This window comes from Pseudomonas syringae (assembly GCF_002157375.1).
GTDB classification, from domain to species: Bacteria; Pseudomonadota; Gammaproteobacteria; order Pseudomonadales; family Pseudomonadaceae; genus Aquipseudomonas; species Aquipseudomonas syringae_T.
The window spans coordinates 230,618-244,281 of sequence record NZ_MTSA01000004.1; the positions used below are offsets into that span (position 1 = coordinate 230,618).

Here is a 13,664-nt window from a genome sequence, read left to right on the forward strand (position 1 = left end):
GCGCCTTGGTCAAGCGTCGACCAGCGCCATCGCCTCTTCGACGTCCACCGCTACAAGCCGCGAACAACCGGGTTCATGCATCGTCACCCCCATCAGTTGATCGGCCATTTCCATGGCGATCTTGTTGTGGGTGATGTAAATGAACTGCACCGTTTGTGACATTTCTTTCACCAACCGCGCGTACCGGCCGACGTTGGCGTCATCCAGCGGCGCATCAACCTCGTCCAGCATGCAGAACGGCGCAGGATTGAGCTTGAAAATGGCAAAAACCAGGGCCAGTGCCGTCAAGGCTTTCTCCCCGCCCGACAGCAAATGGATCGTGCTGTTCTTCTTGCCGGGAGGACGCGCCATGATTGTTACCCCAGTATCGAGTAAATCTTCGCCCGTCAGTTCCAAATAAGCGGAGCCTCCACCGAAAACTTTCGGGAAAAGTGCCTGAATTCCGCTATTTATCTGATCGAAGGTATCCTTGAAGCGGTTGCGGGTCTCCTTGTCGATCTTGCGAATGACGTTTTCCAGCGTGTCGAGGGCTTCGACCAGGTCGGCATCCTGCGCGTCCAGATAACGCTTGCGCTCGGATTGCTGCTGGTACTCGTCGATGGCCGCGAGGTTGATCGCGCCCAGACGCTGAATACGACCGGCGATGCTTTCCAGTTGCTGCTCGGCGGCCTGCTCGCTGGCGTCGGGTGTCAGGGTCGCCAGCACGCCGTGCAAATCGTAGCCGTCTTCATGCAACTGATCCTGCAACGCCTTGCGGCGTACGGTCAGCGACTGCCACTCCAGACGTTGCTGCTCAAGCTGGCCGCGCAGCAACTGCGACTGCTGCTCGGCCTGGGTGCGGCGCTTCTCCGCCTCGCGCAGTTCGCGGTCGGCGTCTTCCAGTGCGTTCTTGGCGATGCGCATTTCGTCATCGACCACCATGCGCCGCTCCAGCAGCTCCTCGAGCTTGAGGCGCAGCTCTTCAAGCGGTGCCTCGCCCTCCTCCAGATTGAGGCTGAGCTGCTCGCGCTTTTCTGTGAGCCTTTCGGACTGCATGCGCAGGCGCTCCAGCGCCTGACGCGTCGAATCGTATTGCGCCTTGATCGACCCCAGGCGCACCGCCAGTTGATGGCTGTGATCCTTGTGCTGGCGCGCGTCCTGACGTATCCGGTCCAGACGCTCGCGCAACGAATCGCGTTGCGCCTGAAGCACCTCGCGTTGCTCGGTGTCCTGCGCCATCGCGTCCAGCGCGTCCTGCAACTGCAGGCGTGATTCGCCAAGGTGCTCATGCTCCAAGGCGCGCTGCTCGGCGAGTTCAGCCAGCTCTTCATCCAGGCGCGAACGGCGCAAGGTCAACTGTTCGACTTTTACCCTGGCTGCCAAGAGCTGCGCCTTGAGTTCGCTTTGCTGACGGGTTTCGTCCTGCACACGGCGGCGCAATTGCTCGCGGGCTTCTTCCTGTTGCGACTGCTGCTCGCGCAGGGTCAGCAACTGCTCTTCAAGCGTCGCCAGCGTCGCTTCGCGTTCATCACGCTCCAGCCCCAGCCGCTGCAATTCCTGACCCCGTGCCAGCACGCCGCTTTGTGCTTCGCTGGCACGCCGGACGCGCAGAAAATGCCGACCCACCCAATAACCGTCGCGGCTGATCAGGCTTTGCCCGGCGCTCAACTGCGACCGCCGCGCCAATGCTTCGTCCAGGCTCTCGACCGGAATCACCGGCCCGAGCCAGGCCGACAGATCGACCGCACTGTCGACCTTTTCCAGCAAACTGCCCGGCACGCGCACCGTGTCGGCGCTGGCGCTCAACAGGCGCAGATCCCCTTGTTCAAAACGGGCAAGGTCAAGACCGTCGAAGTCATCGACCAGCACGGCTTGCAAGTCGGCGCCAAGCACGGTTTCTACGGCCAGCTCCCAGCCTGCCTCGACGCTCAGCCCCTCGGCCAGACGCGGGCGCTCGGCCAGTTGCTGATCACGCAGCCATTCGGCGGTGCCGGTGTCAGGATCAAGTGCAGCCTGCTGCAAGGCTTCCAGCGAGGCGAGTCGGCCATTGAGCCGTTGCAATTCGCCCTGCGCCTGCTGTTGCGCCTGGCTGGCGTGCTGCAGCGCCTCGCGCAGTTGCTCCAGACGCTCGACCGCCTGCTCTTCGCCGCTGTGCAGCTCTTCGAGCGTCAGGTCGCGGGTCGCCAGGTCTTCGCTCAACTGGAGAATCGCGGCATCTTCCGGATCGGCCGTCAGCAACTGGCGCTCTTCGGCCAGACGCCGCTGACGCTCGGCCAGCCGCTCGATGCTTTGCTCGAGTTGCTGAATGCGCGATTGCTGAACCTGCGCCTGGCGCTGAGGCTCGGCGGATTGCTGGTTGAAAACGTCCCACTGCTCCTGCCAGCCCTGCATGGCGGCTTCGGCGTCTTCCAGCGCGATAGCGGATTCCTCGGCGGCAGCGCTGGTCATTTCCTGCTCGGGTTCGAGCATTTCCAGCTCTTCGCCGAGGGTCGCGAGCAACGTGGTGTCGTGCCCCAGGTGAGATTCGGTTTCCTGACGCGCACGCTCGGCCTCGCGCAGGTCGTCCTGCAACTGCCGCAGCCGCTGCTGGCCATGCTGAATGCTCTGCTCGACACGGGCAATGTCGCCGCCGACCGAATAAAAGCGTCCTTGCACCAGGTTGAAGCGCTCGGACAGTTCATGGTGCCCGTCGCGCAAACGTTCGATGCTCGCATCAGCACTGCGCTGATCAGCCACCAGCGCCTCAAAGCCGACTTCCTGATTGCCGATCACCGCCTCGCGCTGACCGACCTGTTCGTTCAATGCCTGCCAGCGCAACGCCGAGAGCTGAGCTTTCAACTGCCGCTCTTCGGCTTTGTATTCCTGATACTTCTCGGCGGCTTGCGCCTGACGGTGCAGGCGCTCCAACTGACGTTCAAGCTCTTCACGAAGGTCAGTCAGCCGCGCCAGGTTCTCGTGGGTACGACGAATGCGGTTTTCGGTCTCCCGGCGTCGCTCCTTGTACTTGGAGATCCCGGCGGCTTCTTCGATAAAGTTGCGCAGGTCTTCGGGCTTGGCCTCGATCAGCTTGGAGATCATGCCCTGCTCGATGATCGAGTAGCTGCGCGGCCCCAGCCCGGTGCCGAGAAAGATGTCGGTGATGTCCCGTCGACGGCATTTGGTGCCGTTGAGGTAATAGCTGTTCTGACTGTCGCGCGTCACCTTGCGGCGAATGGAGATTTCCGCGTAAGCCGCGTACTCGCCGACCAGTGTGCCGTCGGAGTTGTCGAACACCAGTTCGATGCTCGCCTGGCTGACCGGCTTGCGACTGGTCGAGCCGTTGAAGATGACGTCGGTCATCGACTCGCCACGCAGGTTCTTGGCCGAACTTTCGCCCATGACCCAGCGCACGGCGTCAATGATGTTGGATTTGCCGCAACCGTTGGGACCGACAACGGCCGCCATGTTACTGGGGAAGTTCACCGTGGTGGGGTCTACGAAGGACTTGAACCCCGCCAGCTTGATGCACTTCAGGCGCACGGGATCAGTCCGCTGCCAGGGCAGACAGCACGAGCTGACAGCTGCGCTGGCAATAGTTGGTCAGCACCACGCGGATATGCGCCTTGTCACGCGCGATCACGGCAGTGAACAGATCCGCGAACAGTGCCAGGTAATCGCTCATCTCGGCCTTGCGCTGTTCAAGTGCCAGAAAGTAACTGCGGCTCATGGAGGGCTGCAGGTTCTCGACGGTTTCCTGAAGGTAGGGGTTGTTGGCAAACAGGTAGGCGGCGCGCATGACATTGAAGCTCTCTTCAACAAACGTCTTGGCGTCCTGCTGCTCGAAACTGGCCCGCAGACGCTGCTTTATCACCATGAACGGGGCCAGGTCCTCCTCGACTTTCCAGTGATCGACCACCGCATTGGCCAGCAGAATGTACAGCTCGCTCATCAGGCTGCACAGGCTGGTGACATTGTGCGCATTGAGTACCGTCACCTGCGCACCCCGGCGCGGCAGGATCACCACCAGATGGCGGCGTTCCAGAATCAGTAATGCTTCGCGCACAGAGCCACGGCTGACGTTCAACGCCTGCGTGACTTTCTGTTCCTGGATTCGCTCTCCAGGCTTGAGCTCACCGCGAATGATCCGCTCGGCAAGATGATGAGCAATTTGCTCAGCGAGGCTGTCCGGTGCCTTGAACGTCATGACTATCCTTCAAAAAAACCAGTTCTGCGTGCAAGCGGCGGAGTGTATCGCAACCTGCGTGGATGGCGCAGGGCCATAGCTGCGGAAACTGGCACGAAATACGCAAAAACCTTGAACATTCTATCGACGAACGTTCAAGAACCTGTGGATCAGTGATCCGGCAAATCGATTAAAAACCCCATTCCTGACTTGAGAGTCAGAAACAAATTGACCCCATTGGCAGAGCTGATAGATTCATCGACATGTCTGATGACAATAAATACGAGGGCTTTGCGCCGTGATTCAGTTCCTTTTGAACCAAGAGCTTAAAACCGAGCGCACCCTGAATCCGAACATGACCGTGCTGACTTACCTGCGTGAGCAGGCACACAAGCCCGGTACCAAGGAAGGTTGCGCCAGCGGTGACTGTGGCGCCTGCACGGTGGTCGTCGGCGAGCTGCAAAGCGACGCGGACGGTCAGCAACAGTTGCGTTATCGCAGCGTCAATTCATGCCTGACCTTTGTGGCCTCCCTGCATGGCAAGCAACTGCTAAGCGTAGAAGACCTCAAGCATCAGGGCCAGCTGCACAGCGTACAAAAGGCGATGGTGGAGTGTCATGGCTCGCAATGCGGCTTCTGCACCCCTGGGTTTGTGATGTCGCTGTTCGCATTGCAAAAAAACAGTCAGCACGCCGACCCCCATCAGGCTCATGAAGCCCTGGCTGGCAATCTTTGCCGCTGCACAGGCTACCGTCCGATTCTTGCCGCTGCCGAACAGGCCTGCGGCGAGCAATTGCCCGACCAGTTCGATCAACGCCAGGCCCAGACCATCGAGCGCCTGCGCGCGATCACGCCCGACCGTACGGGCGAACTGAATGATGGCGACAAACGTTGCCTGGTCCCGCTGACCGTGGCCGATCTTGCCGACCTGTACCACGCCAACCCCGAGGCACGCCTGTTGGCGGGCGGCACCGATCTGGCGCTGGAAGTCACTCAGTTTCACACGCCGCTGCCGACCCTGATCTACGTGGGGCACATCGCCGAGATGAAGCGTGTGGAACGCTTCGAAGACCGCCTGGAGATCGGCGCTGCGACACCGCTGACCGATTGCTACGCTGCGCTCAAGGCTGAATACCCGGATTTCGGCGAGTTATTGCAGCGCTTCGCCTCGTTGCAGATCCGCAATCAGGGTACGCTGGGCGGCAACATCGGCAACGCCTCGCCAATCGGTGACTCCCCGCCCCTGCTGATCGCACTCGGTGCGCAGATCGTGCTGTGCAAAGGCACCACCCGGCGCACGTTGGCTCTAGAAGATTACTTCATCGACTACAAGGTCACGGCCCGTCAGGAAAGCGAATTCATCGAAAAAATCATCGTGCCGACCGCCAGGCCCCGGCAGATGTTTCGTGCCTACAAAGTTTCCAAGCGGCTGGACGACGACATCTCCGCAGTGTGCGCAGCGTTTCGTCTGACGATCGAAAACGCTGTGATTCGCGAAGCACGCATTGCGTTCGGTGGCATGGCGGCCATCCCGAAACGCGCCGCGGCCTGCGAACAGGCCCTGCTCGGCAAGCCGTGGTGCAGTGAAACGGTCGAACACGCCTGCGCTGCGCTGGGGGAAGATTTCAGCCCGCTGTCGGATTTTCGTGCCAGCAAGGAATACCGCCTGTTGAGCGCACGAAATTTGCTGCGCAAATACTTCATCGAGCTACAGACCCCGAACATTCCGACGCGGGTGACCGACTATGTCTGACCACGCTCCGCATACCACACAAGCCGAGATGCTGGCCCTGTTCAAGCAGGACCTGAGCACCGGCGTCGGCCGCAGCGTCAAGCATGACAGTGCTGACAAGCATGTATCCGGTGAAGCCGTTTACATCGATGACCGCCTGGAGTTTCCCAATCAGTTGCACGTGTATGCGCGACTGTCGGACCGCGCCCATGCGCGAATCATCAGCATCGACACCTCACCCTGCCATGCCTTTGAAGGCGTGCGAATTGCGATCACTCATCAGGACATTCCCGGCCTGAAAGATATCGGGCCGCTGCTGCCGGGCGACCCGTTGCTGGCCATTGATAAAGTTGAGTTCGTCGGCCAGCCAGTGCTTGCGGTTGCCGCGCGCGATCTGGACGTCGCGCGGCGAGCCGCGATGGCGGCGATCATCGAATACGAAGACCTGGAGCCGGTGCTGGACGTGGTTCAGGCCCTGCGCCAGAAGCATTTCGTGCTCGACAGCCATACCCATAAACGCGGCGACTCGGCGACGGCCCTGGCAGGCGCCACCCACCGTTTGCAGGGCAGCCTGCACATCGGCGGCCAGGAACATTTCTATCTGGAAACCCAGATTTCCTCGGTCATGCCGACCGAAGACGGCGGCATGATCGTCTACTGCTCGACCCAGAACCCTACGGAAATCCAGAAGCTGGTGGCCGAAGTGCTGGGCGTGCCGATGAACCGCATTGTGGTCGATATGCGGCGCATGGGCGGCGGTTTCGGCGGCAAGGAAACCCAGGCGGCCAGCCCCGCGTGCCTGTGCGCGGTGATCGCCCGCCTGACCGGCCAGCCGACCAAGATGCGTCTGCAGCGTTTCGAAGACATGCAGATGACCGGCAAGCGCCACCCGTTCTACATCGAGTACGACGTGGGCTTTGATGACAATGGCCGCTTGCAGGGCATCGCACTGGATCTGGCTGGCAACTGCGGTTATTCGCCGGACCTGTCGGCCTCGATTGTCGACCGCGCGATGTTCCATGCCGACAACGCTTATTACCTGGGCGACGCCACGGTCAACGGCCATCGCTGCAAGACCCACACGGCCTCCAATACCGCGTACCGGGGTTTCGGTGGCCCGCAAGGCATGGTTGCCATCGAAGAAGTCATGGACTGCATCGCCCGCTTTCTCGGCAAAGACCCGCTGGCGGTGCGCAAGGCCAATTATTACGGCAAGACCGAGCGCAACGTCACTCACTATTACCAGACCGTCGAACACAACCTGCTTGAGGAAATGACGGCGGATCTGGAACACAGCAGCCAATACGCGGAGCGCCGCGAGGCCATCCGCGCGTTCAATGCCGGCAGTCCGGTCCTGAAAAAAGGCCTGGCGCTGACGCCGGTCAAGTTCGGAATTTCGTTCACCGCCAGCTTTCTCAATCAGGCCGGCGCACTGATCCATATCTACACCGACGGCAGCATTCACCTGAACCACGGTGGCACCGAAATGGGCCAGGGCTTGAACACCAAGGTCGCGCAAGTGGTGGCCGAAGTGTTTCAGGTTGATATCGACCGTATCCAGATCACCGCCACCAATACCGACAAGGTGCCGAACACCTCGCCGACGGCGGCGTCCAGCGGCACCGATCTGAATGGCAAGGCAGCGCAGAATGCGGCTGAAATCCTCAAGCAGCGCTTGATCGAATTCGCAGCGCGGCATTACGAGGTGGCAGACACAGAGGTTGAATTTCGTAACGGCCACGTGCGGATCGGCGACATCGTGCTGCCGTTTGCCGAACTGGCTCAACGGGCGTGGATGGGTCAGGTGTCGCTGTCCAGCACCGGTTATTACAAAACGCCGAAGATTTTTTATGACCGCAGCCAGGCGCGTGGCCGGCCGTTCTATTACTACGCGTTTGGTGCGGCCTGCGTCGAAGTGATCGTCGATACGCTGACCGGCGAGTACAAGACCTTGCGCACCGACATCCTGCACGACGTCGGCGCTTCGCTGAACCCGGCCATCGACATCGGGCAGGTCGAGGGCGGCTACATTCAGGGCGCTGGCTGGCTGACCACCGAAGAGCTGGTGTGGAACGACAAAGGCAAACTGATGACCAGTGGCCCGGCGTCATACAAGATCCCGGCGGTCGCCGACATGCCGCTGGATCTGCGCGTTACGCTGGTGGAAAACCGCAAGAACCCGGAAGACACGGTGTTCCATTCCAAGGCCGTGGGCGAACCGCCGTTCATGCTCGGCATCGCGGCGTGGTGCGCCATCAAGGATGCCGTGGCGAGCCTCGGCGACTATCGTCATCAACCGGACATCAGCGCCCCGGCGACGCCGGAAAAAGTCCTGTGGGGCTGTGAACAGATGCGCCAGAACCCTGTGCTTCACTTGCTCGCGAAAGCGTCAGTTCATGACCTCGACAGGGAGCAAAAATGACTAACTGGATCAGCGCCCTTGCCGAGCTTCAGGCCCGCAGCGAGCCTGGCATTCTGGTCACGATCATCGAGGAACTCGGCTCGACGCCGCGCAATGCCGGCTCGAAAATGGTGGTCTGCGCCGAGCGCATTTACGACACCATCGGCGGCGGGCATCTGGAATACAAAGCGATGGAAATCGCCCGGGAGATGCTGGCCAGCGGCACACGACAGACCCGACTGGAACGCTTCAGTCTGGGCGCGAGCCTTGGCCAGTGCTGCGGCGGCGTGAATGTGCTGCTGTTCGAACCGATGGGCGAACCGGTCGCACAGATCGCGGTGTTCGGCGCCGGTCATGTCGGCCGCGCGCTGGTGCCATTGCTGGCCAGCCTGCCCTGCCGGGTGCGCTGGATCGACAGCCGGGAACACGAATTTCCCGAGGCGATGCCCGACGGCGTGCTGAAAATCGTCAACGACGAGCCGGTCGATGAAGTCGCGCAGTTGCCTGTTGGCAGTTACTGCATCGTGATGACTCACAACCATCAACTGGACCTGGAGCTGACCGCCGCCATTCTGAGGCGTGGGGACTTCGGCTACTTCGGGCTGATCGGCTCGAATACCAAACGCGTCAAGTTCGAGCATCGGCTGCGCGAGCGCGGTGTCGAGGCCAGCCTGCTGCAACGCATGCGCTGTCCGATGGGCCTGGCCGAGGTCAAAGGCAAACTGCCCGTCGAAATCGCGGTGTCCATCGCAGCCGAAGTCATCGCAACTTACAATGTCAGCTTTGGCCAACAGCGTGCCAACGCGAAACCTATCGCCAGACTGCTGCCGGCATCACGCCGCAGTCAGTCGCAATGAGTCACAACGAGAGTGCCATGAGTTCAGTTTCCCGCCGTAAAGCCTACCGCGCTGCCATCGTACACAGCCTCGCCGACCCGGCCGAAGTGGCCGTTGAGGCGGCTTATGAATATTTCGCCGACGGCCTGCTGCTGGTCGAGGACGGCAAGATCGTTTCGGTGGGTCACGCTGCCGACCTTCTCGAAGGCCTCGACGCTGATGTCGAACTGGTCGAGTACAAGGACGCCCTGCTCACACCGGGCTTCATTGACACCCACATCCACCTTCCGCAAACCGGCATGATCGGCGCTTATGGCGAACAACTGCTGGACTGGCTCAACACCTACACCTTCCCCTGCGAAAGCCAGTTCGCCGACCCCGCGCATTCCGCGCAGGTCGCAGACCTCTTCATCAAGGAACTGCTGCGCAACGGGACTACGACTGCACTGGTGTTCGGCAGCGTTCACAAGGCATCGGTAGAAGCGTTTTTCAGTGCCGCGCAGTCGCTGGACCTGCGCATGATCGCCGGCAAGGTGATGATGGACCGCAACGCCCCGGATTATCTGGTCGACACACCGGAGTCCGGCTACGCCGACAGCAAGGCACTGATCGAACGCTGGCATGGCAAAGGCCGCCTGAGCTACGCCGTCACGCCCCGCTTCGCGCCCACCAGCAGCCCGGAACAGTTGAGTCTGGCTGGCCAGTTACTGACCGAATATCCTGGCCTGTACATGCAGACCCACATCAGCGAAAACCTTCAGGAGATCGAGTGGGTCAAGGCGCTGTTCCCGGAGCGCAAGCACTACCTGGATGTCTACGATCACTTCAACCTGCTGAGCGAACGCTCGGTCTTCGCCCACGGTGTACACCTGTGCGACGACCAATGCGCGCGACTGGCGCAGGCCGGCTCGGCCATCGCCTTTTGTCCGACCTCCAACCTGTTTCTGGGCAGCGGCCTGTTCAACCTGCCGATGGCCGAGAAGCACAAGATCAATGTCGGCCTGGGGACTGACGTGGGCGGCGGCACCAGCTTTTCGATTTTGCAGACCCTCAACGAAGCCTACAAAGTCATGCAGATGCAGGGCGCCCGGTTGAGCCCGTTCAAGTCGCTGTACCTGGCAACCCTGGGCGGCGCACGGGCACTGCGGCTGGAAGACAAAGTCGGCAGCCTCAAGCCCGGCAACGAGGCCGACTTCCTGGTGCTCGACTACAACGCCACGCCGTTGCTGTCGTATCGACTGAAACAGGCGAAAGGCATCGAAGAGATTCTGTTTGTGCTGATGACGATTGGCGATGACCGGACCGTGAAACAGACCTGGTCGGGTGGCCGGTTGGTGCATGAGCGGGGCTGAACCTGTTCTCTTGGACAACTCTCGTTCCTCACGCTCCAGCGTGGGAATGCAGTTCTCGACGCTCTGCGTCGCAAGGGGACGCGGAGCGTCCGGAACGGCATGACGACGCGGAGCGTCGCACGATAGTCGGCGCGGAACGAACGAGAGGTGTCTGGATAAACAGCCTCAGCGCACCGGCTTTTTCTTGCTCAGCACGTGCGAGAACACGGCATGCAAATCATCCGAGGCGCTGTCTTCGTCGAGGTTGAGTTTGCTGTCGATGTGGTCCATGTGATGCATCATCAGTTCGACTGCACGCGACGCGTCGCGCGCTTCGATGGCGTCGATCAGTCGGGTGTGTTCGTCGTACGAACAGTGGGTGCGGTTGCCGGTTTCGTACTGGGCAATGATCAATGAAGTCTGTGACACCAGGCTGCGCTGAAAACTGATCAGCGGGGTGTTTTTCGCGGCCACTGCCAGTTGCAGATGAAATTCCCCGGACAGGCGAATGCCCGCGCCCCGGTCACCACGAGCGAAGCTGTCGCGCTCGTCGCTGACCATCTGGCGCAGCTCGGCCAGTTGCTCGGCGGTGGCATGTTCGACGGCCAGTTCGGTGATGGCCTGCTCGACCATGCGCCGGGCGAAGAACACCTGGCGCGCCTCATCGACACTGGGGCTGGCAACCACCGCACCCCGGTTGGGACGCAGCAGCACGACACCTTCGTGACCCAGCCGTGACAGCGCACGGCGAATGATGGTGCGGCTCACACCGAAAATATCACCCAGTGCCTCTTCACTCAGCCGCGTGCCCGGCGCCAGGCGCTGCTCCAGAATCGCATCGAAAATATGCTCATACACGACATCGTCCTGGGTCACACTGCGACCGCTGCCGAGGTGGCGCGGCTGTTTCTTGAGGGGCAGGGACTGATCGTTCATGAATACTCGTACGCGGAGGGGTAACGGCGTGGGGACTGGCGCATTGTACACAGGGCAAACCTTGAAACGCGCCCGAAAAAAAGCCCGCAGTGTGAGGCGGGCAAGAGAATCAGCTGCCTCTGTAAGTCGAGTAGCTGTAAGGCGAGATTAGCAGCGGAACGTGAAAGTGTTCCTGACCTGCGTCAATGCCGAAGCGCAGCACCACTTCGTCCAGAAACGCAGGTTCGTTCAGCGCCACGCCTCGCGCACGGTAATAATCGCCGGCCTGAAAATGCAGCTGATACACGCCAGACCGGTAGTCATCGCCCTGCAGTAACGGTGCGTCGCAACGCCCATCGCTGTTGGTGACCACGCTGACGATGTGCAACATCTGCTGATCTTCCACCCGATACAGGTCGATGCGAATGGAACTGCCCGGGCAGCCATGAGCGGCATCCAGTACGTGTGTGGTCAATTTCCCCAAAGCCTCGCCCCTTGCATCCAGTGAGTGTGAAAAGCGCACCAATGAAGTGCTTCGCATCGTGCCATTGCGACCGATTAAGACAGTTTTGAAAAAACCTGTACAAAGTAAAATAGCCGTCGCACTGCAAATGCGGCATCCGGCCGCCAGAAAAAGACGCTTTCATCGAAGCCAAGGAAAATCATCAGCTTTTTGAGCTTTAACTGACCAGTCAGGCAGGTTTCTTGCTTTGCTTTTCATGAACGACGCCCTCCCGATGAAGAAAAGTTCAGGGTTACAACCCGCAAAGCAAATTGTATACAATCTTTACTTTGCACTGCCTTGCCTGCTTCTGGCATTGCACCTGAAATCACGCACATAAGGAAGCTTGCAGTGAGCGCTGAATACCCACGCGACCTGATCGGTTACGGCAATAACCCGCCTCACCCACGCTGGCCGGGCAATGCACGCATTGCCTTGTCATTCGTGCTGAATTACGAGGAAGGCGGCGAGCGCAACATTCTGCATGGCGACAAGGAGTCTGAAGCTTTTCTGTCGGAAATGGTCGCTGCACAACCGTTGCAGGGCCAGCGCAACATGAGCATGGAATCGCTTTACGAATACGGCAGCCGGGCCGGCGTGTGGCGCATCCTCAAACTGTTCAAGCAGTTCGACATTCCCCTGACCGTCTTTGCCGTCGCCATGGCTGCGCAACGTCACCCGGACGTGATCCGCGCGATGGTCGCCGACGGTCACGAAATCTGCAGCCACGGCTATCGCTGGATCGATTATCAGAATATGGACGAAGCCGAAGAGCGTGAACACATGCGCCAGGCGATTCAGATACTGACCGAGATCAGCGGCGAACGACCGCTGGGCTGGTACACCGGGCGCACCGGCCCCAACACGCGGCGACTGGTGATGGAGGAAGGCGGCTTTCTCTATGATTGCGACACCTACGACGACGACTTGCCGTACTGGGAGCCAAACAACCCGACCGGAAAAGCTCATCTGGTGATCCCGTACACGCTGGACACCAATGACATGCGCTTTACCCAGGTACAAGGCTTCAACAACGGCGAGCAGTTTTTCCAGTACCTGAAAGACGCGTTTGACGTGCTGTATGCCGAAGGTGAAGACGCGCCAAAGATGCTGTCGATTGGTCTTCACTGCCGACTGATTGGCCGCCCTGCCCGGCTGGCCGCGCTCAAGCGGTTCATCGAATACGCCAAAAGCCATGAGCAGGTGTGGTTCACTCGACGCGTCGATATCGCACGCCATTGGCACAATGAACACCCTTTTACCCAGGCGGCGCGATGAGCGAGTTCAAGAACCTGAAGCCCTCGACCCTGAGCCGCGACGCATTCATCGCAACGTTCGCCGACATCTACGAGCACTCGCCCTGGATCGCGCGACAAGCGTTTGACCAAGGGGCAGGCAGTGAGCTGGATCAGCTCGACACCCTGCATGCGCGCATGAGCGATATCCTGCTCGCGGCCACTCACGAGCAACAACTGGCGCTGATCAATGCTCACCCGGACCTGGCAGGCAAAGCTGCCGTGAAGGGCGAGCTGACGCAGGCCAGCACCGATGAACAGGCGGGTGCCGGCATTCACCTCTGCACGCCTGAAGAGTTCCAGCGCTTCACCGAACTGAACGAGGCTTACAAGGCCCGTTTCGGCTTTCCGTTCATCATGGCGGTCAAGGGCAGCGACAGGCACAACATTCTGGCGGCGTTCGAGCAACGCATCCATCACTCGCCAGAGGCCGAGTTCGCTTGCGCCCTGGCCGAGATCAACAAGATCGCACTGTTTCGTCTACAGGCGCTTCAAGCGTCGCAGTCATAAC

At 60.4% G+C, this 13,664-nt stretch carries 10 protein-coding genes; 6 read left to right on the forward strand and 4 right to left on the reverse strand.

From position 1 onward, the window contains the following. Window positions 1–9: 9 nt before the first annotated feature. Both smc and BW686_RS06420 read right to left on the reverse strand, forming a co-directional pair. Window positions 10–3,498 (reverse strand): chromosome segregation protein SMC, encoded by a 3,489-nt coding sequence (gene smc / locus BW686_RS06415; protein ID WP_084915513.1) that lies wholly within the window; start codon window positions 3,496–3,498, stop codon window positions 10–12. A 4-nt stretch (window positions 3,499–3,502) separates the two neighbouring features. Beyond that, complete coding sequence (locus tag BW686_RS06420) at window positions 3,503–4,162, reverse strand: GntR family transcriptional regulator (RefSeq protein WP_084915514.1); 660 nt, start codon at window positions 4,160–4,162, stop codon at window positions 3,503–3,505. A 277-nt stretch (window positions 4,163–4,439) separates the two neighbouring features. Between BW686_RS06420 and xdhA the strand changes: the two genes are divergently transcribed. Genes xdhA through guaD form a run of 4 tightly spaced genes read left to right on the forward strand, consistent with a single transcriptional unit; the run spans window position 4,440 to window position 10,462 of the window. Further along, window positions 4,440–5,894: a xanthine dehydrogenase small subunit gene (gene xdhA, locus BW686_RS06425; RefSeq protein ID WP_084915515.1), complete on the forward strand. Its 1,455-nt coding sequence runs from the start codon at window positions 4,440–4,442 to the stop codon at window positions 5,892–5,894. Then, window positions 5,887–8,295 carry a xanthine dehydrogenase molybdopterin binding subunit gene (gene xdhB, locus BW686_RS06430; RefSeq protein ID WP_084915516.1) on the forward strand — a complete coding sequence of 803 codons (2,409 nt, stop codon included), beginning with the start codon at window positions 5,887–5,889 and terminating at the stop codon, window positions 8,293–8,295. Before xdhA ends, xdhB begins: the two co-directional genes overlap by 8 nt. Continuing rightward, the gene (gene xdhC / locus BW686_RS06435; RefSeq protein ID WP_084915517.1) at window positions 8,292–9,131 is read left to right on the forward strand and encodes a xanthine dehydrogenase accessory protein XdhC; all 840 of its coding nucleotides are present in this window, start codon (window positions 8,292–8,294) and stop codon (window positions 9,129–9,131) included. Before xdhB ends, xdhC begins: the two co-directional genes overlap by 4 nt. 17 nt (window positions 9,132–9,148) lie before the next feature. Beyond that, window positions 9,149–10,462, forward strand: a complete 1,314-nt coding sequence (guaD, locus tag BW686_RS06440; RefSeq protein WP_179149189.1) for a guanine deaminase — start codon at window positions 9,149–9,151, stop codon at window positions 10,460–10,462. Between the two features lie 165 nt (window positions 10,463–10,627). On the opposite strand, the gene BW686_RS06445 is transcribed toward guaD, so the two are convergent. Continuing rightward, the gene (locus BW686_RS06445; RefSeq protein ID WP_084915519.1) at window positions 10,628–11,377 is read right to left on the reverse strand and encodes a GntR family transcriptional regulator; all 750 of its coding nucleotides are present in this window, start codon (window positions 11,375–11,377) and stop codon (window positions 10,628–10,630) included. Window positions 11,378–11,486: 109 nt separating this feature from the next. Next, window positions 11,487–11,840 (reverse strand): hydroxyisourate hydrolase, encoded by a 354-nt coding sequence (gene uraH, locus BW686_RS06450; protein ID WP_084915520.1) that lies wholly within the window; start codon window positions 11,838–11,840, stop codon window positions 11,487–11,489. 369 nt (window positions 11,841–12,209) lie between these two features. Here uraH and puuE point away from each other — a divergent pair, with 369 nt between their 5' ends. Then, window positions 12,210–13,136 (forward strand): allantoinase PuuE, encoded by a 927-nt coding sequence (puuE, locus tag BW686_RS06455; RefSeq protein WP_084915521.1) that lies wholly within the window; start codon window positions 12,210–12,212, stop codon window positions 13,134–13,136. Further along, window positions 13,133–13,663 carry a 2-oxo-4-hydroxy-4-carboxy-5-ureidoimidazoline decarboxylase gene (uraD, locus tag BW686_RS06460; RefSeq protein ID WP_084915522.1) on the forward strand — a complete coding sequence of 177 codons (531 nt, stop codon included), beginning with the start codon at window positions 13,133–13,135 and terminating at the stop codon, window positions 13,661–13,663. Before puuE ends, uraD begins: the two co-directional genes overlap by 4 nt. Window position 13,664: the final 1 nt, after the last annotated feature.